This is a genomic window from Cellulosimicrobium sp. SH8 (genome assembly GCF_025818875.1).
In the GTDB taxonomy this organism is placed as follows: Bacteria; Actinomycetota; Actinomycetes; order Actinomycetales; family Cellulomonadaceae; genus Cellulosimicrobium; species Cellulosimicrobium cellulans_D.
The window spans coordinates 456,243-480,796 of the sequence record NZ_JAMXMH010000001.1 but is presented as its reverse complement, the minus strand read 5'-3'; the positions used below and the strand labels follow the sequence as shown (position 1 = coordinate 480,796).

The following is a 24,554-nucleotide window of genomic DNA, read 5'->3' as shown; positions in this document are numbered from 1 at the left end:
CCCGGCCGGGCGTCAGGCGGCGGCGACGGCCTTGCTCTCGCGCACGGTCGCGAGGGCGCGCGACCAGGCGACGACCTCGTCGAGGGTCGCGTCGAGGTCGCGCAGGTGGCGCTCGCGCGGCGCGAAGGTCCGGAACTCCTCGAAGTCGTCGTAGAGCGACAGCCCGACCTGGGTGCGGACGTCGGCGAGCTGCAGCTCGCCCGCGACGAGGCGCAGCTGCTCGACGGCGCGCGTGCCGCCCTGCGCGCCGTAGCCGACGAAGCCCACGGCCTTGTCGGCCCACTCGTGGTACAGCCAGTCGAGGGCGTTCTTCAGCACGGCGGGCGGTGCGTGGTTGTACTCGGGCGTCACGACGACGTAGCCGTCGAAGCCGTCGATCACGCGCGACCACTCCCACACGAGCGGGTTCTCGTACTGCTGCAGGCGCGGCGGGAGCGCCTCGTCGAGGTGGGGCAGGGGGTGGTCGGCGAGGTCGACGAGCTCGAACGTCGCGTCGGTGCGCTGCACGGCGCGGTCGAGCACCCAGCGCGCGACGCCCTCGCTGTTGCGCCCGGTGCGCGTGCTCCCGACGAGGACCGCGAGGCGCGGGGTCGAGGTCATGGTTCCTCCAGAAGAGTGACGTGTCACCAAAGTTGGTGATGCGTCACCGTAACTCCATCTCGGTGACGTGTCACCCACCGCGGTAGGATCGTCCGCATGGCGGGACACCCGATCCTCGACGACGCCGAGCGCGACGCGTGGGACGCCTACGTGACGATGCGCAAGGCCCTCGACCGCGTGCTGGCCGCCGGGATGCGCGACGACGGCGACCTGTCCGAGGCCGAGTTCCAGGCGCTCTCGGCGCTGCACGCCGCGACGGACCGTGCGCTCCGCACGGGCGAGCTCGCCGCCGAGCTCTGCTGGGAGCGCAGCCGCGTCTCGCACCTCACGCGCCGCATGGCCGACCGCGGTCTCGTCGAGCGGACCGAGTGCGCCGACGACGCGCGCGGCACGTGGATCGTCCTGACGAACCCGGGCCGGCGCGCGCTCCTGCGCACCGTGCGCGGGCACACCGAGCTGCTGCGCGAGGTCGTGTTCGAGCCCCTCGGCCCCGAGGGGCTGGCCCGTCTCGAGGCGGTGTCGCGCACCATCGCGGACGCGGTGGAGCGCTCGGGCCGGGCGCCCGGGGCGGAGTGCGCCGCGGCTGCTCAGACGGACCGGCGGCGGGCCGCGTCGTGACCACGGCCGACGACGCGCGGTGCCCGTGCCTGTCGGGCGACGCCTACGGGGCGTGCTGCGGCCGCTACCACGCAGGCCTGCGGCCCGGTCCGGTCGGCTCGGCACCGGGCCCGCACGCACCGACCGCGGAGGCGCTCATGCGCTCGCGCTACAGCGCGTTCGCCGTCGGCGACGCCCGCTACCTGCGTGCGACCTGGCACGCGTCCACCCGGCCGTCCGACCTCGACCTCGACGACGACCTCGAGTGGCGCCGCCTCGACGTGGTGCGCACGGAGGCCGGCGGCCCGTTCGACGCCACGGGCGTCGTCGAGTTCGTCGCGCACCACCGGTCGCGCACGGACCGCGCGGACCGCGGCCGCCTCCACGAGGTCAGCCGGTTCGTGCGCGAGGGCGACCGCTGGTACTACGTCGACGGGACGGTGGGCTGAGCCGCCGTCCCGGGGGCCTCACGCGGCACGCGACGCCACGGCGCGCCGCGCGCCCGTGGCGACGAGCACGAGCCCGACGAGCGCCGAGCCCAGGAGCGCCCCCGCGGTGTTCAGGACGACGTCCTGGACGGTCGGGACGCGCCCCGGCAGGAGGTTCTGCGTCAGCTCGATCGCGACCGAGAGCGCGCAGCCCGCGAGGGTGACGACGCCGACGGCGCGCCACACGCCCAGGGGCGCGCCACGGCGTCGGGCGGTCGCGCCGCGCAGGAGCGGGACCCCGAGCAGGCCGAAGGGCCCGAACATGACGACGTTCGCGAGCGCCTCGAGCACGGGCAGCGTGATCGGGATCCCGAGGCTCTGGAGGAACCCGAGGGTCGACGTCGCCCAGCCGGGCGCGTCGGTGGACTGCGGGGAGGGCCAGAGCGTCACGACGAGGACGGCGGCGAGGTAGGCGGCGAACGTCCAGGTCAGCAGGCGCATCGCGTCAGCGTACGGGGGCCGGGTCGGCACGGGGCGGCCCCCGCCGAGCGCGCACGCTCCCTCCACCGGTCCCCCTCCTCGCCGAGCGTGTCCGGCGGAGCCTCGGTTCACTGGCGCCATGGTCTCCCTCGGTTTTCACGCGTCCCACGAGCAGATCGCCCCGGGCCCTCTGCTGGGTGCCGCGCGTCGTGCCCAGGAGGTGGGGTTCGACGCCGCGATGTGCTCCGACCACCTCGCGCCCTGGAGCGTGCGGCAGGGCGAGTCGGGCCACTCCTGGTCCTGGCTCGGCGCCGCGCTCGCCAGCACGGACCTGCCGTTCGGCGTCGTCACGGCGCCCGGCCAGCGCTACCACCCCGCGGTGGTCGCGCAAGCGATCGCGACGCTCGGCGCGATGTTCCCCGGCCGGTTCTGGGCCGCGCTCGGCTCCGGCGAGGCGATGAACGAGCACGTCACGGGCGACCCGTGGCCCCCCAAGCCCGACCGGGACGACCGCCTGCGCGAGTGCGTGGACGTCATCCGCGCGCTGCTCGCAGGCGAGGAGGTCTCGCACCGCGGCCACGTCACCGTGGACCGTGCGCGCGTGTGGTCGCTGCCCGACGTCGTCCCGCGCCTCGTGGGCCCAGCCGTCACCCCGGCGACGGCGCGCCGCCACGCGGACTGGGCCGACGGCCTCGTGACCGTCAACCAGCCGGTCGAGTCGCTGCGCCGCGTCGTCGGCGCGTACCGCGACGCGGGCGGCCGGGGTCCGCTCGCCCTGCAGGTCCACGTCGCGTGGGGCGACGACGACGCCGCGGCGTTCGCCGTCGCGCACGACCAGTGGCGCTCCAACCTGCTGCCCCCGAGCGTGAGCTGGCACCTCGAGACCCCCGAGCAGTTCGACGCGGTCGCTGACCTCGTGCGTCCCGAGGAGGTGCGCGGGACGGTCCTCGTGGAGCACGACGCCGAGCGCTTCGCGGACCGCGTCGCCGAGCTGGCGGCGTGCGGGTTCGACGAGGTGTACCTGCACCACGTGGGACAGCAGCAGGACGCGTTCCTCGACGCGGCGGGCGAGACGCTGCTGCCGCTCCTGCGGTCGGCGACCGCGACGACCGAAGGAGGTGCGGCATGAGGATCAGCGACACCGGCGACCTGTGGTGGAAGAACGCGGTGATCTACTGCCTCGACGTCGAGACGTTCATGGACTGGGACGACGACGGCGTGGGCGACCTCGCCGGGCTCGTGCAGCGCCTCGACCACCTCGCCGACCTCGGGGTCACGTGCCTGTGGCTCATGCCGTTCTACCCGACCGCCGACCGCGACGACGGCTACGACATCACCGACTTCCTCGCGGTCGACCCGCGGCTCGGCGACGTCGGCGACCTCGTCGAGCTGGTCCGGACGGCCCACGACCGCGGCATCCGGGTCATCGCCGACCTCGTGGTCAACCACACGTCCGACCGGCACCCGTGGTTCAAGGCCTCGCGCGCCAGCACGGACAACCCGTACCGCGACTTCTACGTGTGGCGCGCCGACGAGCCGCCGCCCACGAAGGACCAGGTGATCTTCCCCGACCAGGAGGAGGGCATCTGGACCAAGGACGAGCGCACCGGCGAGTGGTACCGGCACCGCTTCTACCGCCACATGCCGGACCTCAACACCGCCAACCCGAAGGTCCGGGACGCGATCGCGAAGACGATGGGCTACTGGATCCAGCTCGGGCTCTCGGGCTTCCGCGTCGACGCGGTGCCGTTCTTCCTCGGGGACGCGGCAGCCAACCCGTCGGACGAGATCGAGGACCCGCACGACTTCCTGCGCGCCCTGCGGTCGTTCCTCTCGCGCCGCACCGGGGACTCGATCCTCATGGGCGAGGTCAACCTGCCGTTCGAGGAGCAGCGCCTCTACTTCGGCGACGACGGGGAGGGCGACGGGAGCGAGTCCGGCCCGTCGAGCTCGGAGCTCACGCTGCAGTTCGACTTCAACGGCATGCAGGCGCTGTACCTGTCGCTCGCTCGGCACGAGGCCGGGCCGCTCGCCGCGTCGCTCGCCGCGCGCCCCCCGACCCCCCACGACGCGCAGTGGGCGACGTTCGTGCGCAACCACGACGAGCTGACGCTCGACAAGCTCTCCGACGACGAGCGCCAGGAGGTCTTCGCCGCGTTCGGGCCCGAGGAGGACATGCAGCTCTACGGTCGGGGGCTGCGCCGTCGGCTCCCGCCCATGCTGGGCGGCGACCCGCGGCGCGTCCGGATGGTGTACTCGCTGCTCTTCGCGCTCCCGGGGACGCCGGTCCTCTACTACGGCGAGGAGATCGGCATGGGCGAGAACCTCGCGGCGGACGGACGGCTCGCCGTGCGGACCCCGATGCAGTGGACGTCCGGACGCAACGGCGGGTTCTCGCGCGCTCCTGCCCGACGCCTCTCCGGGCCCGTTCCCGGCGACGGCTACGCGCCCGAGCACGTCAACGTCGCGGACCAGCGACGCGACCCCGACTCGCTGCTGACCTTCGTGCGCCTCCTCGCCCACCGCTACCGCGAGTGCCCCGAGCTCGGCTGGGGCGACGTCGCCGTGCTGGACCAGCCGGAGCCGTCGGTCCTCGCGCTGCGCAGCACGTGGCAGGAGGCGTCGATGGTCACCGTCCACAACCTGTCCCCGGACCCGGTCGTGGTCCGGCTCGCGCTCGACGACCTGCCGGAGGACGCGCGCCTCGTCGACCTGCTCGACGCGGACGACGTCGAGCCGGACCCCGACGGGAGCACCGAGGTCCGGCTCGACGGCTACGGCTACCGCTGGCTGCGCGTCACGCACCCGGGCTCGCGCCGGCTCCTGTGATCCGGCGGCCGTTCGGGAGCGCGGCGCGGACCGTACTCAGTCGTCGTGGCTCGGCTCGTCCGGGCCGACGGGCCGACCCGGCGACGACGGCCAGTCGGGCGGTGAGTCGGGGGTCGGGTCCGAGGGCCGCGGCTCGCCCGGGACCGGGTCCGCGTGGCTCGGGTCGTGCGGCGGCTCCGACGGGTCCGGGGGCGGCCCCGGGGACTTCGGCGGCTCGACCGTGGGCTCGGCCGGTCGCGCCGGCTCGACCGGTCCGCCCGGGTCGGTGGGCCGGTCCGGGTCGGCGGGGTCGTGGGGATTCATGGTCATGGCTGCACCTCCGCTGGTCGCGGCGCCCGGCCGGGCGCACCTTCGACGCTAGGCACGTGTGCGCCCGCTCGCTCGCGCCCGCGCCTCACCGGGTCCCTACGCTGGGCACGTGACCTCGTTCGCCTCGGACAACTACTCCCCCGCCCATCCCGACGTCCTCGCCGCGCTCGCCGCGGCGAGCGCCGGGCACGAGATCTCGTACGGCGAGGACCCGTGGACGGCCCGCTTGCAGGACGCCGTACGGTCCCGCTTCGGCCCGGACGCCACGGCCTACCCGGTGCTCACGGGGACGGGGGCGAACGTCGTCGCGCTCATGGCGATGCTGCCGCGCTGGGGCGCCGTCGTCGCGACGGAGCACGCGCACCTCAACACGGACGAGAACGGCGCGCCCGAGCGGGTGGGCGGGATCAAGGTGCTCGCCGTGCCGGCGCCGGACGGGAAGCTCACGCCCGACGCCGTGGAGCGGTTCGCGGGCGACCTCGGCGACCCGCACCGCGCGCAGCCGCTCGTCGTGTCGCTCACGCAGTCCACGGAGCTCGGCACGCTCTACACCCCGGCCGAGATCCGCGCGGTGGCGGACGCCGCGCACGCCCGCGGCATGCGCGTGCACCTCGACGGCTCGCGACTCGCGAACGCCGCCGCGGCGCTCGACGTCCCGCTGCGCGCGCTGACCACGGACGCGGGCGTGGACGTGCTGTCGTTCGGCGGCACCAAGAACGGGCTCGCTCTCGGGGAGGCGGTCGTCGTGCTCGACCCGTCGGCCGTCGACGGCGTCGAGTTCGTGCGCAAGGCGACCATGCAGCTCGCGTCGAAGATGCGCTACGTCTCCGCGCAGCTCCTTGCGCTGTTCGAGCCGGTGGGCGACGCGGTCGCCGAGGTCGACGAGCTCGCGGACGAGGACGAGCTGTGGCTGCGCAACGCGCGGCACGCGAACGCGATGGCCGGGCGGTTGCGCGCCGGGCTCGCGGACGTCGTCGTCCCGGCGGCGGTCAAGCCCGACGGCGGCGCCCCCGCTCCGGCGCCGGGCCTCGCCTTCACCCAGCCCACGCTCGTCAACGCGGTCTTCGCGACCCTCCCCCGCGTCGCCGTCGAGCGTCTGCGCGAGCGGCACCGCTTCTACGACTGGGGGCCGGGCGAGTCGCCCGACCGGGTCGAGGTCCGCTGGATGTGCGCGTGGGACACGACCCAGGACGACGTGGACGGGTTCGTCGCGGACGTGCGCAGCGTCCTCGCGCTCGCGCGCTGACCGGGCGAGGATGGGCGCCATGACTTCCGAGACCCTCCCCACCCCCGACGACCTCGTGCACCTGCGCCGCTGCGTCGAGCTCGCGCGCGAGGCGCTCGACGACGGCGACGAGCCCTTCGGCTCGCTCCTCGTCGACCACGCGGGGGTCGTGCGGTTCGAGGACCGCAACCGCGTGAAGGACGGCGACGCGACCCGGCACCCGGAGTTCGAGATCGCCCGCTGGGCCGCCGAGCACCTCACGCCCGACGAGCGGCGCGCCGCGGTCGTGTACACGTCCGGCGAGCACTGCGCGATGTGCAGCGCGGCGCACGCGTGGGTCGGGCTCGGCCCGATCGTCTACGCGTCCAGCACGACGCAGCTCGTCGGCTGGCTCGACGAGTGGGGCGTGGCGCCCGGACCCGTCAGACCCCTCGCGATCGGGGACGTCGCGCCGGGCGTGCCCGTGCACGGCCCTGCCTACGAGCTGGCTCCCGAGATCCGGTCGCTGCACGCGCGGCTCCACGGCGTGTCGTGAACCTGCCGGCACGACGTCGCGCCGTGCCGAGACCTGGCGCTGACAGGTCGCGTCAGCCGTCCAGCGCGGCCGCCACCGTGCCCGCGACCTCCGGGCGCGCGAGGTAGCCCGCCGGGCTGCCGTCGGTGAGCAGCACCGCTGCGGCGTGGTGGCCCGGCGCCGCGTTCGCGACGACGAGGTCCTCGATCGCGGGCGTCGCGGGGTCGAGCGGGAACGCGTCGGCGCCGAGGCCGTGGAGCGCGAGCGCGTCCCGGCGGTCGCGCGCCGCTACCCAGCGGCGCACCGGCGCGGGAACGCGCACCGGGGCGCGCGCGGCGAGGACGTCGCGGATCGCCCGGATCGCGAGCGGGGAGCCCAGCGTGAGCAGCAGCGGCACGTCCCACCGCGCGGCGTCGGGGTGCTCGCGCAGCACCGAGTACGCGACGACCGACCCGAGCGAGTGCGCGACCACGACGGCCGGGCCGTCCGTGGGGATCGCGGCGGCGAGCGCGTCGTCGATCGTCGTGCGCACGGCGTCGTCGTGCAGGTACGCCCAGACGTCGCGCGCGAGCAGCACGACGACGGCGCTGCTCAGGCCGGGCACGTACCGGTCGAGCGCGGACAGCAGCAGGTTCAGCCACTCCCCCGCACCGGCACCGGCGCCCTCGGGGCGTGCCGGGACGCCCGCCCCCGCGCCCCGCAGCACCTCCTCGACGACGGCCGCGACGAACGCGAGCTCGTCGCCGGGCAGGGCCGTGAGCGCGTGCACCGTCACCGGCGGCGGCTCCGCGTCGCCCGCGACGAGCCCCGCGAGGGCGTCGCCGTAGAAGACGAACGACGTGTCGGCGTCGTCCAGCACGCGGCTCGATCCCGCCGCTCGCAGCCCCGCGTCCAGCACCACGGTCCACGTGCGGTCGAGGACGTCGGCGTCGAGGCCCTGGTTGTCGCGGCCGTGGACGAGCACGAGTCGGGTCACGCGCCCGAACCTACCGGCTGCCGGTGCCGCCCGGAGGGTCTACCGTCGCCCCAGAAGCGGGCCCCCGCCCCCGAGCCCCCCGGAGGTACCCATGACCGACCCAGCCCTGACCGAGCACAGCACGACCTCCGAGATCCACGTCGCGCGGCCGCCGCAGGTCGTCTGGGCCGAGCTGCTGCACCCGAGCGCCCGCTGGATGCTCGGCATGAACGTCGAGACCGACTTCCGGCCCGGCAGCCCCGTCACGTTCGAGGGGCACTACATGGGCCGCGAGTTCGCGGACTGGGGCACCGTCGTCGCGGTCGAGCGGCCGCGACTGCTGCACTTCACGCACTTCTCGCCGACCATGGGCCTGCCCGACGTCCCCGAGAACTACCACGACATCGCCATCACGCTCGAGCCGGACGACTCCGGGACGCGCGTGCGCGTCGTCGAGCGCAACATCGAGACGGCAGAGCGCGCGGAGCGCGCGCACACGCTGTGGACCAAGGCCCTCGCGACGCTCGCGGGCCACGACTGAGGTCGGGCACCTTCGCGCGAGCGGTACGACGACGGGCCGGACACCCCGCGGGGTGACCGGCCCGTCGTGCGTCGCGGTGGGCGACGGCGTCCTGCCCGTCAGGCGGTCCGGCGGCGCCTCGTCACGGTGAGCAGCGCGGCCCCGCCGAGGACGAGCAGCGCGCCCAGGCCGACGAGCCCGCCCGTGGTCGCGCCGGTCACGGCGAGACCCCCGGTCGTGCTCGCCGTGTTGGTGAGCGTCACGTCCGCCAGCTCGCCGACGGCGACCGTCAGCCGGGTGGTGCGCTCGCCGTCGACCGTGAAGGCCGGCGTGCCCCACCGGACGCCGTCGATGCTCGGCAGGTCGACCTCGCCGAGCGTCACGACGGTCCCCTCGGGGAGGTCCGCGGGGCCCGTGACGACGGTGCCGTCGGCGCGGACCGTGAGGCGCCCCGACGTCGGGCCCTCGTAGAGCGTCCCGCCCGGGACGTCCGCGGTCCAGGTGACCGTGAACGGGGTGTCGTCGGGCACCCGGCCCGCCGCGGTTCCGGTGACGACCTTGTGCACGGCGAACCCGCCGACGAGGTGCGCGTCGTTCGCCGTGTTGGTCAGGGCGACCGCGACCTCGGTGTCCGCGACGACCGTGAGGGTCGCCGGGTCGACGGCCACGCCGTCCACCGCGAACGTCGGCTCGCCCCAGAGGACGCCCGGGACCTCCGGCAGCGGGGTGCGCTCGGTGAACGTCACCTCGGTCCCCGCGGGCAGGTCCTGCGGACCGGCGACCACGGTGCCGTCGGCGAGGACGGTGAGCGTGCCCTCCGTGGCGCCGTCGTACTCGACCCCGGCCGGGAGCAGGGCGGTCCAGTCGACCTGGAACGCCGTGCCACCCGGGACGAGGCTCGCGGCGTCGCCGCCGACCTCCTTGTGCACGGTGAACCCGCCCACGAGGCTCGTCGCCGTGTTGGTCACGGTCACCGCGACAGGCTGCCCGTCGTTCTCCGTGATGGTCAGCTCGGCGCCCGGCGCGTACGTCGGGGTACCCCACCCGACGTTCTCGACCTCGGGCAGCGGGGTCCGCTCGGCGAACGTGACGACCGAGCCCACGGGCAGGTTCTGCGGACCGTCCACGACCGTCCCGTCGGCGAGCACCGTGAGGGTGCCGGTCAGCGGGCCGGGGTACGTCACGCCGACAGGCAGGGTCGCCGTCCAGTCCACGAGGAACGCGGTGTCGTCCGGCACGACCCCGGCCGCGTCGCCCTGGACGCCCTTCGCCAGCGAGAACCCGCCGACGACGCTCGTCGCCGTGTTCGTCACCGTCACCACGACCGGCTCGTCGCCCTCGGCGATCGTCACCGACTCCGGCGAAAGCTCCGGCGTGCCCCAGACCACGTCCGCGAGCTCGGGGAGCGGCGTCTGCTCGGCGAACGTCACGACCGTGCCGACCGGCAGGTCCGCCGGACCGTCCGCGACGGTGCCGTCCGCGAGCACGCTCAGCGTGCCGGACGTGTCGCCGTCGTAGTCGACCCCGGTCGGGATCGTCGCGGTCCAGTCGACGAGGAACGCCGTGTCGTCCGGCACCACGCCGGCCGCGTTCCCCGCGAGCGCCTTGGCCACCCCGAACGACCCGGTCACCGCGTTCGCGGTGTTCGTCACGGTCACCGCGGACGGCGCCCCACCGTTCTCGGCGACCGTCAGCGTCGCGGGGTCCACGGACACCGCACCCCACGTGACGCCGTCGAGCGCGGGAGGCGTCGCCTCGGTGAACGTCACCGTGGTGCCCACCGGCAGGTCCTGCGGGCCGTCCACGACGGTCCCGTCGGCCAGGATCGTCAGCGTCCCGGTGAGGAACCCGTCATACGTCACGCCCGCAGGGAGGGTCGCCACCCAGGTCACGGAGAACGCGGTGTCGCCCGGCACGAGGCCGGCGGCGTTCCCGGTCACGTCCTTCTGCAGCGTGAACCCGCCGACGGCGCTCGACGCCGTGTTCGTCACGGTGAGCTCGACGCCCGTCGCGCCCTCGACGACCGTCACCTGGGCACCGGGCGCGAACGCCGGGCTCCCCCAGACCACGTTCGGCGCCTCGGGCAGCGGGGTCTGCTCCGTGAACGTCACGACCGTGCCCACCGGCAGGTCCGCCGGACCGTCCACGACCGTCCCGTCCGCGAGGACCGTGAGGGTGCCGGTCAGCGGACCGGCGTATGTCACGCCCTCGGGCAGCACCGCCGTCCAGCCCACGACGAACTCCGTGTCGTCCGGCACGAGGCCGGCGGCGTTCCCGGTCACGGCCTTTGCCACCGTGAACCCGCCGTTCACCGTCGCGGCCGTGTTGGTGACCGTCACCGTGACGGGGTCGCCCCCGTTCTCCACGACGACGAGCGTCGACGCGGGAGCGAAGGACGCCACGCCCCAGACCACGCCGTCGACCGACGGCAGCGGGGTGCGCTCGGTGAACGTCACCGTCGTGCCCACCGGGAGGTCCTGCGGGCCGTCGACGACGGCCCCGCTCGCGAGCACGGTCACCGTCCCGGTCAGCGGCCCCGCGTACGTGACGCCGTCGGGAAGCTCCGCGGACCAGTCCACGAGGAACGCGGTGTCGCCGGGCACCAGCCCGGCCGCGTTCCCGGTCAGCGCCTTCGCGATCGAGAACCCGCCGTCCACCGTGGTCGCGGTGTTCGTCAGCGTCACGACGACGGGCGCGCCGGCGTTCTCGGTGATGGTGACCGTGGTGCCGGGGTCGTAGGACGGCGTGCCCCACACGACGCCGTCGATCTCCGGGAGCGGGGTCTGCTCGCTCAGGGTCACGACCGTCCCGACCGGCAGGTCGGCCGGCCCGTCGACGACCGTGCCGTCGGCGAGGACGGTGAGCGTGCCCGACCGGTCGCCGTCGTACTCGACGCCGTCGGGGATCGTAACGCTCCAGTCCACGAGGAACGCGGTGTCGCGGGGCACCAGCCCGGCGGCGTTGCCCGCGACCGCCTTCGCGACGCCGAACGACCCGACGACCGAGTTCGCCGTGTTCGTCACCGTGACCGCGACGGGCTCGCCGTCGTTCTCGGTGACGGTGAGCTGGGCCGGGGTGAACGACGGCGGGCCCCACACGACGTCGCCGACCTCCGGCAGCGGGGTCTGCTCGGCGAACGTCACCACGGTGCCCACCGGGAGGTCCGCCGGGCCGTCCACGACCGTCCCGTCGGCCCGGACCGTCAGCGTGCCGGTGAGCGGGCCGCCGTAGGCGACGTCCGGCGGCAGGACCGCGGTCCAGGTGACGGTGAACGTGGTGATGTCGGGCACGATCCCGGCCGCGTTCCCCTGGACGTCCTTCTGCAGCGTGAAGCCGCCGACGACGCTCGACGCCGTGTTGGTCACCGTCACGAGCGTGGGGGTGTCCCCGGTCTCGGTGACCGTCAGCGTGGCGGGGTCGAACGACGGGTCGCCCCACACGACGTTCGGGATCGTCGGGAACGCCGTCTCGGAGAACGTCACGGTCGTCCCGACCGGGAGGTCCTGCGGTCCGTCCACGACGGTCCCGTCCGCGAGGACGGTCAGCGTCCCGGTGACCGGGCCCTCGTACGTGACGCCCGCGGGGAGCGTCGCGACCCACGTCACGGAGAACTGCGTGCTCCCGGGCACGAGGCCCTCCGCGTCCCCGACGACGTCCTTGGCGACCGCGAACCCGCCCACCGTGCTGGTCGCCGTGTTGGTCACGGTGATGCCGACCGCCTCACCACCGTTCTCGGTGATGGTGATCTCCGCGCCCGGGTCGAACGACGGCTCGCCCCAGACGACGTTCGGCACGTCCGGCAGGGGGGTCTGCTCCGTGAGCGTGACGACGGTGCCCACCGGGAGGTTCTGCGGGCCGTCCACGACGGTCCCGTCCGCGAGCACCGTCAGCGTGCCGGAGAGAGCGCCGTCGTACGTCACGCCTGTCGGCAGCACCGCCGACCAGTCCACGAGGAACTCGGTGTCGTCCGGTACGGCGCCCGACGCGTTCCCCGCGAGCGCCTTCTGGAGCGTGAACCCGCCGTTGACGGAGGTCGCGACGTTCGTGACCGTCACCGCGACCGGCTGCCCGCCGTTCTCGCTCACGACGAGCGACTCGGGCGAGATGATCGGGCTGCCCCACTGGACGCCGTCGACCTCGGGCAGCGGCGTCTGCTCGGCGAACGTCACGACCGTCCCGACCGGGAGGTCCTGCGGGCCGTCCACCACGGTCCCGTCCCGGAGCACGGTGAGCGTCCCGGCGAGGGGGCCGCCGTAGGTGACCCCGGTCGGCAGCGTCGCCGCCCAGTCCACGAGGAACTCCGTGCCGCCCGGCACGGCACCCGCCGCGTTGCCCAGGAGAGCCTTCTGGAGCGTGAACCCGCCGTTCACGGTGCTCGCGGTGTTCGTCACCTGGACGATCGCCGGCTGGCCCTGGCCCACCGTGAGCTCGGCGGGGCTGATGGACGGCGTGCCCCACACGACGCCGTCGATCGTCGGCGGCGCGACCTCCGTGAACGTGACGACCGTCCCGACGGGAAGATCGACAGGACCGGCGTAGGGCTCGCCGTTCCAGAAGAACTCGCCCTCGCCCGTGGTCGGGCCCCCGTAGTCGACGCCGTCGGGGACGTCCGCGGTCCACGTCACCGTGAAGGGCGTGCCGTCCGGGACGAGCCCCGCGGCGTTGCCGTCCACGATCTTCACGACCGTGAACCCGCCGACCTGCGAGGTCGCCGTGTTGGTCACCGTGACGAGCGTGTCCTGGCCCTCCCCGACCGTCACGGTCGACGGATCGACGACGGGCGTCGCCCAGACGACGCCGTCGACCGGGTCGGGCGTGACCTCCGTGAACGTCACGGTCGTGCCGACCGGCAGGTCCTGCGGGCCGTCGACGACCGCGCCGCCCGCGAGCACGGTGAGCGTGCCCGACAGGTCGCCGTCGTACGTCGCTCCCTCCGGGAGCGTGGCCGCCCACTCGACCTGGTACTCCGTCGCGGGGTCGACGGCGCCCGCCGCGTTGCCCTGGAGCGGTGCCTTCTGCACGGAGAACCCGCCGACGGGACCGCCGGCGTTCGCGGTGTTGACCACCGTCACGGTCATCATCGTGCCGTCGACGACGGTGAACGAGGCGGGATCGCTCACCACGTCACCGTTGACGCGGAACACCGGCGATCCCCACGACACGCCGGGGACGCTCGGCAACGTCGGCTCGGACATGGTCACGACGGTCCCGACGGGGAGGTCCGGGCCCGCGACGAGGTTGCCGTTGAGCGGGACCTCGAGGTCGCCCTCGCCGGTCGTGCTGTCCGGCTCGACGTAGGAGTAGTGGATCGTGAACATCGTCCCGGCGGGGACGGCCGCGGAGGCGGCGCCCGTCACCGTCTTCTGCACGACGAAGCTCGTCGTCGCGACGCAGTTGAAGGGCCCCGGCCCGATCCAGGGGTAGTTGTGCTGCTCGTTGCCCTGACCGTCCGTCGTGAAGTCGCCGCCGACGTAGATGCGGCCGTTCGTGCTCTGCTGGGCGGTGAGCCCAGCGTTCGGGGCCAGGATGGATCCGACGAACTGACCGCCCCCCGTCAGGTTGATCGTGTCCGTCTCGACGAAGTTCCACAGGAGGGCCGCGGAGACGTTGCCGATGTCCGGGCCACCCGGGTAGTTCTGCTGCACCCCGTTCCAGAGGACCGACTGGATGTTGAAGGTGACCGCGCCGGCGCCGCGCACGTTGATCGCGACAGGCGCCCACTCCGGCATGTTCTCGAACGCGAGCGAGATGTTGCCTGCGAGCGCCGAGGCGTCGACGTCGAACACGATGAGCTCGTCGGTCGGCGCGCCGACACCCGGCCCCGTGAACGTGAGGAACTGCCCGGGCACAGGCGCAGGCTGCGTCGGTGCGAGCGCACCGAGCTGTGCGGAGGTGTCGACGAGGAGGTCCTGGAAGTCCGTGAGCGGACCGAGTGCCCCCGCCGCACCCAGACCGGTCTCCGGCGGAGGCGCGTCATAGTTCTCGATCAGCCCGGTGCCGGTCAGCCCACCGCCGACGAGGACCTGGCCTCCAGGCTGGGTCGCGGCTCCGCTGATCTCGCCGATGATGAGTCGAGTCGGGTCGACGACGTTCAGATCCCCTCCGACCCGCATCATCACCGATCCGGGATCAGGCGCGATGAGCGAGCCCGCCCCGACGGTACCCACGTTGAACCGCTGGTCGGCACCAGTCTTGTTGAACGTCGCGTTGCCACGGACGACGAGCAGGCCCTCGGACTCCGACGCTCCGCCCCCGACCGTGTAGTCGCCCCCGGCGTAGACCGCAACGTTGTTGTCCGTGAACAGAGGTGCGCCGCTCCCGAGGCCGGGGAACTGGCCCGGGTCCGGGCACTGCCCGACCGCGGCGAACGAGGGTGCGGCCTGGGGCCCGGTCACCAGCACGACCGCCCCGGCGAGCGCGAGGGTCGCCGCGGTCACAGCCGCGACGGCTCGGCGCAGAGAGTCGAACGATCGGGGGCGGGAACCTCGGGTCATGCACGCTCCTGGTCAGGCGGTCGGTGGTACCCGGGTCGTGGTGCCACCGTCTGTCTCTGAGACGTCGCTGCTCTCCCCCCATGACGCAGTCTCGCCTGTGATCCTCGTCTCTGCCCGGGGGCGTTCGTCCCGGTCCCCGTGCTGATCGGCCCGCGCCGGTGCGACGACGGCCGGCACCCCGCGGGACGCCGGCCGTCGGTCCGGTGCTCGTCAGGCGGGGCGGCGACGGCGGGCGCGGAACAGCAGGAGCGCGCTGCCGGCCCCGAGGAACGCCAGGGCGAGGACGGTCACGAGCACCGCGTCGGTGCCGGTGATCGCGAGCTGCTCGTCCTCCGCGGTGTTGGTGAGCGTCACGACCACCGTGCCGTCGCCGACCGTCACCTCGGTGACCGCCGTCCCGTCGACCGTGAAGGTCGGCGTGCCCCAGTCGACCCCGCCGATCTCGGGCACGTCGGTCTCGGTGAGCCGGACCACGGTCCCCACGGGCAGGTCCTGCGGGCCGTCGACGGCGACCCCGTCTGCGCGGACGGTGAGCGACCCGGTGACGGTGCCGTCCGGGCCGTCGTACGCGTAGCCCACGACGAACTCCGTGGTCGCGGGGACGGCGTCGGACGCCTCGCCGGTCACCCGCTTGACCACGGAGAACCCGCCGACCGCCTGGTTCGCCGTGTTGGTCGCGGTGACGAGCGTGTCCTCCCCGTCGCCGACGACGACCGTCGGCGGGCTGAACGTCGGGACGCCCCACGCGACGCCGGGGATCTCCGGCAGGTCCGCCTCCGTGAACGTGACGACCGTGCCGACGGGGAGGTTCTGCGGGCCGGCGACGACCGTCCCGTCGGCCGGGACCTGGAGGTAGCCGCCGACGAGGGTGCCGTCGAGCTCGTACGAGTACGCGACGGTGAACTCGGTGCCGGCGGGCACGAGGTCCGCGCGGTCGCCGGTCACCTCCTTGGCGACGGAGAACCCGCCGACCTCGGCCACGTCCTGCGTGGTGTTGGTCAGCGTGACGAGGGTGTTCTCCTCGTCGCCGACCGTCACGGAACCCGGGGAGAACGTGGGGGCGCCCCAGACGACGCCGTCGACCTCCGGCAGGTTGATCTCGGTGAACGTCACGACCGTCCCGACGGGGAGGTCTTGCGGGCCGTCGACCACGGTGCCGTCCGCGAGCACGGTCAGCGTCCCCGTGAGCGGGCCGTCGTACGTGAAGCCCGTGGGCAGGGTCGCGGACCACTCGGCCTCGAACGTCGTCCCGGGCGGCACGCTCCCGGCGAGGTCGCCCTCGACCGCCTTCGCGAGCGAGAACCCGCCGACCTGCGCGGTCGCCGTGTTCGTCACGACGACGCCCGCGACGGCGTCCCCCTCGCCGATCGTCACGGTGCCGGGCGAGACGGTGGGCTGCCCCCAGTCGACGCCGGGGACGTCGGGCATGGTCTGCTCCGTGAACGTCACGACCGTGCCCTCGGGCAGGTCCTGCGGGCCGTCCACCACGGTCCCGTCCGCGAGCACGGTCACCGTCCCGGAGGTCGGGCCCTCGTAGCCGGAGTCGGGCGGAAGCTCGGCCTCCCAGGCGACGACGAACGCGGTGCCCGGCGGCACGGCCCCGGACGCGTCGCCCGTGACGGACTTCTGGACCGCGAACCCGCCGACCTCCTCGGGCGCGTTCGCCGTGTTCGTCACGGTCACCGCGACGCTCGTCGGCCCCTCGACGATCGTGATCGGGGACGCGGGCTCGAGCGTCGGCAGGCCCCAGACGACGCCGTCGACGTCGGGCAGCGGCTGCTCGACGAGCGTGACGGTCGTGCCGACCGGCAGGTCGGACGGGCCGTCCGTCACGGTCCCGTCGGCGAGGACCGTCAGCGTGCCCGACGTGTCGCCGTCGTACACGACACCCGCGGGGACGGTCGCCGTCCAGTCGACGAGGAACGCGGTGCCCGGCGGGACGACGCCGGCCGCGTCGCCTTCGAGCGACTTCTGGACGGTGAAGCCCCCGACCACGGCGCCCGCGACGTTGGTCACCGTGACCGCGACCCCGGTCGCGCCCTCGACGATCGTGATCGGCGACGCCGGGCTGAGCACGGGTTCACCCCACTCCACGCCGTCGACCTCCGGCAGCGGCGTCTGCTCCGTGAGCGTGACGGTCGTGCCGACGGGCAGGTCGGACGGGCCGTCCACGACGGTCCCGTCCGCGAGCACGGTCAGGGTGCCCGACAGGTCGCCGTCGTACGTGGCCCCCTCGGGAAGCGTGGCCTCCCAGTCGACGAGGAACGCGGTGTCGTCGGGGACGAGCCCCGCGGCGTCGCCCGTCACGGCCTTGGCCACGGAGAACCCGCCGACCACCGGGACGCCACCACCGTTCGCCGTGTTCACCACGGTGACGGTGACGGTCTGGTTCTCCTGGATCGTGAACTGCGCGGGGTCTCCGAGCGGCTCGCCGTTCACCTCGATGACGGGCGTGCCCCACTCGACGCCGGGCACCGTCGGCAGGTTCGTCTCGGTGATCGTCACGACGGTGCCGACGGGGAGCGTCGGTCCGCTGACGAGCGCGCCGCTGATCGGCACGACGAGCGTGTCGCCGCCGGTCGTCCCGTCCGGCTCCTCGTAGGTGTACCCGACCTCGAACGTCGTGTCGGCGGGCACGTCGGCGGCGGCCTCGCCCGTCACGGTCTTCTGGACGACGAAGCTCGCCGACGGGATGCAGTCGAACGGCCCCGGGCCGATCCAGGGGTAGTTGTGCTGCTCGTTGCCGCTGCCCGACGTCGTGAGGTCGTTGCCCGCGTAGACGCGCCCGTTGGTGCTCGCCGTGAGCGTCACCTGGTCCGCGGACGGCACCAGGATCGAGCCCACCCACTGCCCGGCACCGCTCACCGTGACGTCGCCCGTGCCCGTGAAGTTCCACAGGGTGCGCGCGGCCGCGTTGCCGATGTTCGCCGGGTCGTCGACGCGCTCGCCGTTGATGTCGACGTATGCGGACGAGACGGTCACGGGCTCGTCGCCGACGACGTTGACGACGATCGGCGCGCCGTCCGGGATGCCCTCGAAGAAGAACTCCGACGCGCCGTCGAGGACCGCGGCGTCGACGGTGAACGCCTGGAGCGTGGTGTTGCCCGGGTCGGCGCTGGTGAACGTGACGCGGCCTCCGTCGCGCGCGGTCGTACCGGTGTCCGGCGCGGCGCCCAGCACGGCCGACGTGTCGACGACGGCGTCCTGGAAGCCCTGCCACGGCGCGATCGCCGCGTCCGCGCCCATGTTCGTCTCGACCGCGCCGCCGTTGGTGTCGAGGCCGCCCGCGTCCGCCAGGTCCCCGCCGACGTGCACCGCCCCGCCGCCGACGAGGTTCGCGCCCACGATCACGTTGGTCCCGGTGGCGATGCTCATCACGCCGCCAACCTGCAGCATGGGCGACCCCGGCGCGGGGGTGATGCCCGACCCGGCACCGACCGTGCCCACGTTGAAGCTCCCCGGGGTGTCGAACGTCGCGTCCCCCCGCACGACGAGCACACCCTCGCTCTCGGCCGAGGTCCCCGTCGCCGTGTAGTCCCCGCCCGCGTACACCGCGACGTTGTTGTCCGTGAAGATCGGCAGCGGGCCGATGTTCGGGAAGTCGTCGGGGTCGGGGCAGAACCCGCTCGCCGCCGCGGCGGGACGGGCCTGCGGGCCGGCCACCAGGGCGACCGCGCCCGCCAGCGCGAGCGCGGCGGCGACGAGCGCGGCGGTGGCCCGGCGAGCACGGTCGAGGGCGACGAGACGGGCGGGCGGGCGGTGGGTCATGCCGTGCTCCAGGATCGGTGACGTCGTCTGCAGCGCGCGGGTCCCGAGGCACCGTTGCCCCGGGACGCGGCTGTCCGTGCGGGCATCATGTCGCGCCGCTCCGGGTTCCGCGCGTCGAGCGACGCCGGGCTACGGTTGCCGCTGGAGGTGCCGCCCTTGACCCCCCGTGCCCGGACCACCTGGATCGTCGTCGCCGTCGTCACCACGCTCGCCGCCGTCTCGGCGGTCGCGTGGTACCTCACCCGCCCGGGCCCCGCCCCGGCCCCGTCGCCCTCGGGCGCGCCGACCGCCTCCCCCGACCCGTCGCCGTCGGGCCCTCCCCCGACGCCGTCCACCCCGCCCGAGGACCCGCTGGCCGGGTGGACGCTCGAGCAGAAGGTCGGACAGCTCTTCATGGTCGGCGTCGACGTGAGCAGCCCGCAGCAGGTGAGCTACGACGCGGTGTCGCAGCTCCACGTCGGCAACGTGTTCCTCGCCGGGCGGTCGCAGGCGGGCACCGGCCCGACGGCGGACCTCGTCGCGGGCTTCACGGCGCTCGTCTCGGCGGACACGACCAACGGCACGCCGCTGTTCGTCGCGACCGACCAGGAGGGCGGGTACGTCCAGGTGCTGCGCGGGCCCGGGTTCTCGCAGATCCCCACGGCCACGGACCAGGCGACGCTGGACCCGGCGACGCTGCAGGCGGACGCGACGACGTGGGGCGGCGAGCTCGCGGCGGCCGGGGTGAACCTCAACCTCGCGCCGGTGATGGACCTGGTGCCCGAGGGGACGGCGGCGCAGAACCCGCCGATCGGGTACTTCCAGCGGAACTACGGGTTCACGCCGGACTCGGTGACGGCCCACGCGAACGCCTTCAGCGCCGGCATGGAGGCGTCCGGGGTGGACGTGACGATCAAGCACTTCCCGGGGCTGGGCCGCGTCACGGAGAACACGGACACCGACGCGGGTGTCACGGACGACGTGACGACGCGCGACGACCCGTCCGTCGCGGTCTTCGCGTCGGGGATCGAGGCGGGCGCCGCGTTCGTCATGACGTCCACGGCGGTCTACGCGCAGATCGACGGCTCGCTGCCCGCGGCGTTCTCGCCCGTCGTCGTCGACGGGATGCTGCGCGGCGACCTGGGGTTCGACGGCGTCGTCATCACGGACGACGTGTCCGCGGCGCAGCAGGTGCAGGCGTGGTCGCCCGCCGACCGCGCCGTCCTGACGATCGACGCGGGCGGCGACATGGTGCTCGCGTCCGCCGACCCGGGCGTCGTGCAGCCCATGGTGGCGGCCGTCGTCGAGCGCGCGACGACCGACCCGGCGTTCGCGGCGAAGGTGGACGCCGCCGTCGTGCGGGTCCTCGCGGCGAAGCAGCGGCTGGGCTGAGCACCGGTAGCGGAGCGTCAGCGGACCGTCAGGACGCCGCGCGACGCTCGGCGCGCACGGCGACACCCCGTCGTCGCGCGCTGCACGTCGACCTCTGGAAGGACACGCGATGACGCGACTGCACACGCTCGGAGACCGGCTCCTGGGCGCCCTGCTCCCGACGGCGAAGGCCGAGGCCAAGGACTACTACTGCTGGCACAACTACTTCTCGGGCGGCCGCATCGAGGAGTGCTGCCGGGTCGTGCCCATCAACACGACGTACTGCTACTGGATCTGACCCAGGAGCGTCACGCCCTGCGCCGTCCCGCACGCGGACGGCCCCCCGCTGCCCCGGACCGTCACGGTCCGGGGCAGCCGTGCTGGCGGGCCGTTCCTGGTCTCACTCGGCGGCGAGCAGACGCGCGACGGGCAGACGTCGCACGGTCCGCACGGGCCACCACGCCGCGAGCAGCGCCAGGAGGACCCCGCCCACGGCGGCGCCCGTCGCCGCGACGACGACCGCGGCCGGGACGTCGTCGGCGAGCAGGCCCGCGACGGCGAGCGCCGCCCCGGCCCCGACGAGCGAGCCGACCGCACCCACGACCGCGGCCTCGGTGAGCACGAGCCGGGCGACGCTGCGCGAGCCCCACCCCACGGCCTCCAGGAGCGCGAGCTCGGCCGCGCGCTCGCGGACCGCGACGTACAGCACGTCGGCGACCGTCACGGCGCCGAGGAGCGCGACGAGGCCGGCGGCGACATAGTCCGCCGCGCGCACCTGGACGGTCACGGCGTCGCCCAGCACGGTCCCGGTGACGGCCCCCCGGAACGCGACGGAGACCGCGACGAGCACCCCGACCGCCCCGACGCCGAGCGCCAGGGCGAGCGCGCCGACGAGCGTCCGGCCGGGCGCCCGCGCCACGCCGAGCACCGCGAGGGTCCCGACGCGGCGCGGCGACCACGCCCGGCCGACGTGCGCGACGGGCGCGCGAGTGGCCGAGCCGGGGTCGGCGCGCGCCGCGCGCCACGCGGGCACGAGCGCGGACACGGCGCCGAGCGCGACCGCCGCGGGCACGGCCAGCAGCACGGACGACGGCACGAGGGTGACCCCGAGCAGGGGCGCGCCGACCACGGCGACGGCCGCGCCGAGCACCCCCGCGACGCCGCAGGTGACGAGCGACTCCAGGAGCACGAGGCCGAAGAGCCGGTGGCGCGGCCAGCCGACGCACGCCAGCACCGCGAGCTCGGTCGAGCGCACGCGCACCGCCGAGCTCGTCGCGTTCCCGACCGCGAGCGCGCACGCGACGAGGACGAGGACGGCCAGGGCGAGGCTCTTGGTGTCGACCGCGGTGACGATCGCGGTCGCGACGCCCTCCTGGAGCCAGGGGTCGGCGACGACGAGGTCCGGCCGGCCGAACGCTCCCGCGGGCACGGCAGCGGGGACGTGCGTCGTGGACGACCCGACCAGGAGGTCGACGCGGAGGCCCGTCGCGGTGTGGATGCGGTCGGCGACGGCCCGCACGCGCTCCTGGGACCGCGCGTCGAGCCCCACGTCCCCCTCGACGCGCACGCGCAGGGACGCGAGCGGGGCGGCGGAGCCGACGGGGAGCGGCTCGCCGGCCCGCGTGTAGCCCGCGAGGGACGCCGCGGCCTCGAGCGACGTGACGAGCGCAGGGCGCTGCCCCGTCCAGCCGCTCACGGCCGGGCCGGGCAGCAGCGGCCGGTCACCGAGCGCGGCCCGGCTCGCGTCGTCGGCGCCGTCCGCCCCCGCGGGCGCGGTCGGCTCGAACGGGAGGGTCGCGAGCTCCGGGCCGGACTCGACGAGCGCCGGGTCGAACGCGCCCACGGCCCGCAGGGTGAGGCCCAGCCCGCGGTCCTGCGGGGTGTACCGGGCGACGGGGCGCGACGGGAGGTCCGCGGACGTGACGGGGACGGGGTCGTGCCCGGGGTCGTCGCGGAACGCTCCCGCCCACTCGTCCCCGGCGACGTCGACCGGCCCGCTGGTCGCCGGACCGACGACGCGGACCGCGTCGACCACGGTGGTCGCGTCGGGCCCGACGATCGTGGTCGGCGCGCGGAGCCAGGGCGGCTCGCCCGCGCCGGGCGGCGACGCGAGGGTGGCGAGCAGCCGGTCGTGCACGTCCTGCGGGTCGATCTCGACCCGGTCGACGACGGTCCCCGGGGCGTCCCCGAGCAGGTCGAGCGCCGCTCCCACGGTCCGCGACGACGCGACGGTCGTCGCGGCGTCGGCGGGCAGCCGCTCGACGTCGAGCGTGACGGTCTGGTCGAGCGCCGTGCTCGTCGCCGCGAGGACGGGCAGCTCGCCGGGCGCCGCCGGTTCGGCGTCGGCACCGGCACCTGTACCTTCACCGAGATACCGCCCGTCCACGACCGCGCCGTCGAGCCCGTCGAGCGCGGCCTCCTGCGCCGGGTCGACCGCGACGACGAGCAGCGGGACGGTCACGCCGACCCAGGCCGTCGGTGCCTCGGGCGCCGCGGCGACCGACCCCGCCGACGACCAGCACGCGAAGGACTCCCGGTCGCGCGGCGCGAACCGGTCGACGTCCTGGTCGTCCCGGGCCGCACCCCACACGCAGTCCTCCGTCGCGCCGTCAGGGTCGTGCTCCACGAGGCGAACCGGGGCGGGGAGCTCGCCGGCCTCGTACACGACCCCGTCCTCCCAGGGCTCCCCCGGGACCATCTCGATCGGGTGCTCGGTCGCGTAGAGGTAGGTGTCGCCGTCGGGGACGTGCGTCGTGCCGCGGTCGGAGACGACGGTCGGGCGCACGCGCAGGACCTGGCGCTCCGCCCCCGGGTCGACCGCCGACGTCAGGTCGACGGGCACGGCCACGTGCTGCATGACGTAACCGACGGTCGCGAGCGGGGCCGCGACCTCGACGCCGGGGACGGCGCGGACCGCGTCCCACTGCGCGAGCGAGATCCCGCCGCTCGCCGACGCGACGTCGTCGGCCCGGACCAGGCCGTCCGCCGGGCCGGGCGTGCCCGCCGGACGGACGAGGACGTCGTACAGCGGTCGGGCGTTCGCCTCGACCGTGCCCGACGCGGCGAGGCGCGAGACCGCCGCCGTGGAGGAGAGGAGCGCGAAGCTCGCGACGGCGACCGCGACCGCCAGCACCGTCGCGACCGCACGGCCCAGCCCGTGCCGGAGCTGGGACACCACGAGCGAGATCATCGCGCGACCCCCGTGCCCGGACCCGCCGCGAGCACGGCGGCGACACGGCCGACCACCGCGTCCGCGGGCACGTAGCCCCAGCGGCGCGAGTCGACGCTCGCCTCCGGCGCGTCCCCGAGGACGACGAGCCGGCCGGGCGGCACGCGGTCGTGCTCCTGCCCGCCGACGGCGTCGACGACCTCCGCGGGCACCGGGTCCCCGCCGCCCGCCGCGACACGCTTCAGCACGAGGCCTCCCGTCGCGGCGCGCGACCCCCGAGGGAGGCCGTCCGGGGCGGGGGCGACCCGTGCGCCGTCGAGCACGACGACGTCCCCGGGCCGTGCGCGCGAACCCCGCGCGACCAGGACGCGCGTCCCCGCGCCGTAGGCCGGCTCCATGCTCGCGCCGGAGACGGTCACCACGAGCAGGCGGCGGCGCGCCACGACGGGCACCAGGACCGCGAGCGTCGCGAGCGCGAGGACGGCCGCGCGCCGGGCGCCGCGACGGCGCACCGCGTCCGAGCGGGTCACGAGGCCACCACCCGGCCGTCGAGGAGCTGCACGGTGCGTCCGCACTCGCGGGCCAGGGCCGGGTCGTGCGTCGACAGCACGACCGTCATGGGGTGCTGCTCGCGCAGGCCGAGCAGCAGGTCGAGGACCGCGCGGCCCGTGCGCGAGTCGAGGTTGCCCGTCGGCTCGTCGGCGACCAGGAGCCGCGGCCGGACGACCAGCGCCCGGGCGATCGCCACCCGCTGCTGCTGCCCGCCCGAGAGCGTGCCCGGCAGCGCGTGCTCGCGTCCCGCGAGGCCGACGGCGTCGATCAGGTCCCGCGCGCGGTCGACCGCCGCGGAGCGCGCCGCGCGGTCCGGGAGCAGCGGCACGAGCACGTTGTCGAGGACGCTCAGCGCCGGGAGAAGGTGGAACCGCTGGAACACGAACCCGACGCGCCGCCGGTACCGGGCGAGCCGGCCCCGCGGCGCGCCGACGAGCTCCTCCTCGTCGACCCGGACCGAGCCGGAGTCCGCGCGCTCGATGGCCCCCACGAGGTGCAGGAGCGTCGACTTGCCCGACCCGGACGGCCCCGTGAGGGCGGTCAGGCTGCCCGGCTCGAGGTCGAGGTCGACGTGGTCGACCGCGACGAGCCGCTCGCGCTGCCCGAGCGGGAAGGACCGGACCACCTGCGCGAGGCGGACGTGGGCGCCCTGAGACGGGTCCGGCGCGTCGGACGGGCCGGCCGGGCCGCCCGTCGGGGCCTCTCGGTCGGCGCGGCCCGTGCGGTCCGCGCGCGTGGTCGTGCGTTCGGTCGACATGCTGGTC

18 protein-coding genes are annotated in these 24,554 nt (G+C 74.9%); 9 read left to right on the top strand and 9 right to left on the bottom strand.

The window, feature by feature from the left end:
* Positions 1 to 12 precede the first annotated feature (12 nt).
* Positions 13 to 600: an NADPH-dependent FMN reductase gene (locus tag NF338_RS02095; RefSeq protein WP_087470182.1), complete on the bottom strand. Its 588-nt coding sequence runs from the start codon at positions 598 to 600 to the stop codon at positions 13 to 15.
* Positions 601 to 696: 96 nt separating this feature from the next.
* Here NF338_RS02095 and NF338_RS02090 point away from each other — a divergent pair, with 96 nt between their 5' ends.
* On the top strand, positions 697 to 1,218 hold the full coding sequence (locus tag NF338_RS02090) for a MarR family winged helix-turn-helix transcriptional regulator (RefSeq protein ID WP_264029254.1): 522 nt from the start codon (positions 697 to 699) through the stop codon (positions 1,216 to 1,218).
* On the top strand, positions 1,215 to 1,646 hold the full coding sequence (locus NF338_RS02085; protein WP_264029253.1) for a YchJ family protein: 432 nt from the start codon (positions 1,215 to 1,217) through the stop codon (positions 1,644 to 1,646). Before NF338_RS02090 ends, NF338_RS02085 begins: the two co-directional genes overlap by 4 nt.
* A gap of 18 nt (positions 1,647 to 1,664) precedes the next feature.
* Here the strand turns inward: NF338_RS02085 and NF338_RS02080 are convergent, their stop codons facing one another.
* On the bottom strand, positions 1,665 to 2,126 hold the full coding sequence (locus NF338_RS02080) for a VanZ family protein (RefSeq protein ID WP_264029252.1): 462 nt from the start codon (positions 2,124 to 2,126) through the stop codon (positions 1,665 to 1,667).
* A 118-nt stretch (positions 2,127 to 2,244) separates the two neighbouring features.
* On the opposite strand from NF338_RS02080, the gene NF338_RS02075 reads away from it, so the two are divergent.
* Positions 2,245 to 3,234, top strand: coding sequence for a TIGR03885 family FMN-dependent LLM class oxidoreductase (locus NF338_RS02075; protein ID WP_264029251.1), 990 nt, complete (start codon positions 2,245 to 2,247; stop codon positions 3,232 to 3,234).
* Positions 3,231 to 4,934, top strand: a complete 1,704-nt coding sequence (locus tag NF338_RS02070; protein ID WP_264029250.1) for an alpha-amylase family protein — start codon at positions 3,231 to 3,233, stop codon at positions 4,932 to 4,934. Before NF338_RS02075 ends, NF338_RS02070 begins: the two co-directional genes overlap by 4 nt.
* Before the next feature lie 36 nt (positions 4,935 to 4,970).
* On the opposite strand, the gene NF338_RS02065 is transcribed toward NF338_RS02070, so the two are convergent.
* Positions 4,971 to 5,243 (bottom strand): hypothetical protein, encoded by a 273-nt coding sequence (locus tag NF338_RS02065; protein WP_264029249.1) that lies wholly within the window; start codon positions 5,241 to 5,243, stop codon positions 4,971 to 4,973.
* Positions 5,244 to 5,352: 109 nt separating this feature from the next.
* Between NF338_RS02065 and NF338_RS02060 the strand changes: the two genes are divergently transcribed.
* Both NF338_RS02060 and NF338_RS02055 read left to right on the top strand, forming a co-directional pair.
* A complete protein-coding gene (locus tag NF338_RS02060; RefSeq protein ID WP_264029248.1) occupies positions 5,353 to 6,489 on the top strand; it encodes a threonine aldolase family protein in 1,137 nt (378 codons plus the stop codon).
* Between the two features lie 19 nt (positions 6,490 to 6,508).
* The gene (locus tag NF338_RS02055; protein WP_264029247.1) at positions 6,509 to 7,003 is read left to right on the top strand and encodes a nucleoside deaminase; all 495 of its coding nucleotides are present in this window, start codon (positions 6,509 to 6,511) and stop codon (positions 7,001 to 7,003) included.
* A gap of 52 nt (positions 7,004 to 7,055) precedes the next feature.
* On the opposite strand, the gene NF338_RS02050 is transcribed toward NF338_RS02055, so the two are convergent.
* Positions 7,056 to 7,958, bottom strand: a complete 903-nt coding sequence (locus NF338_RS02050; protein ID WP_264029246.1) for a hypothetical protein — start codon at positions 7,956 to 7,958, stop codon at positions 7,056 to 7,058.
* 91 nt (positions 7,959 to 8,049) lie between these two features.
* Here NF338_RS02050 and NF338_RS02045 point away from each other — a divergent pair, with 91 nt between their 5' ends.
* Positions 8,050 to 8,478, top strand: a complete 429-nt coding sequence (locus tag NF338_RS02045; protein WP_264029245.1) for an SRPBCC family protein — start codon at positions 8,050 to 8,052, stop codon at positions 8,476 to 8,478.
* 98 nt (positions 8,479 to 8,576) lie between these two features.
* On the opposite strand, the gene NF338_RS02040 is transcribed toward NF338_RS02045, so the two are convergent.
* Positions 8,577 to 14,894, bottom strand: a complete 6,318-nt coding sequence (locus NF338_RS02040) for a DUF5979 domain-containing protein (protein WP_264029244.1) — start codon at positions 14,892 to 14,894, stop codon at positions 8,577 to 8,579.
* Between the two features lie 267 nt (positions 14,895 to 15,161).
* The gene (locus tag NF338_RS02035; protein ID WP_264029243.1) at positions 15,162 to 18,719 is read right to left on the bottom strand and encodes a choice-of-anchor A family protein; all 3,558 of its coding nucleotides are present in this window, start codon (positions 18,717 to 18,719) and stop codon (positions 15,162 to 15,164) included.
* Positions 18,720 to 18,866: 147 nt separating this feature from the next.
* On the opposite strand from NF338_RS02035, the gene NF338_RS02030 reads away from it, so the two are divergent.
* The gene (locus NF338_RS02030; protein WP_264029242.1) at positions 18,867 to 20,090 is read left to right on the top strand and encodes a glycoside hydrolase family 3 N-terminal domain-containing protein; all 1,224 of its coding nucleotides are present in this window, start codon (positions 18,867 to 18,869) and stop codon (positions 20,088 to 20,090) included.
* Between the two features lie 109 nt (positions 20,091 to 20,199).
* Positions 20,200 to 20,367, top strand: coding sequence for a hypothetical protein (locus tag NF338_RS02025; RefSeq protein WP_204543332.1), 168 nt, complete (start codon positions 20,200 to 20,202; stop codon positions 20,365 to 20,367).
* A 102-nt stretch (positions 20,368 to 20,469) separates the two neighbouring features.
* Here NF338_RS02025 and NF338_RS02020 read toward each other — a convergent pair whose 3' ends face one another.
* The 3 genes from NF338_RS02020 to NF338_RS02010 are packed head-to-tail and all read right to left on the bottom strand — an operon-like array spanning position 20,470 to position 24,547.
* Positions 20,470 to 23,259 (bottom strand): ABC transporter permease, encoded by a 2,790-nt coding sequence (locus tag NF338_RS02020; RefSeq protein ID WP_264029240.1) that lies wholly within the window; start codon positions 23,257 to 23,259, stop codon positions 20,470 to 20,472.
* Complete coding sequence (locus NF338_RS02015; protein ID WP_264029239.1) at positions 23,256 to 23,768, bottom strand: S26 family signal peptidase; 513 nt, start codon at positions 23,766 to 23,768, stop codon at positions 23,256 to 23,258. Before NF338_RS02015 ends, NF338_RS02020 begins: the two co-directional genes overlap by 4 nt.
* Positions 23,765 to 24,547 (bottom strand): ABC transporter ATP-binding protein, encoded by a 783-nt coding sequence (locus tag NF338_RS02010; protein WP_264029238.1) that lies wholly within the window; start codon positions 24,545 to 24,547, stop codon positions 23,765 to 23,767. The genes NF338_RS02015 and NF338_RS02010 overlap by 4 nt, the downstream gene beginning before the upstream one ends.
* Positions 24,548 to 24,554 lie beyond the last annotated feature (7 nt).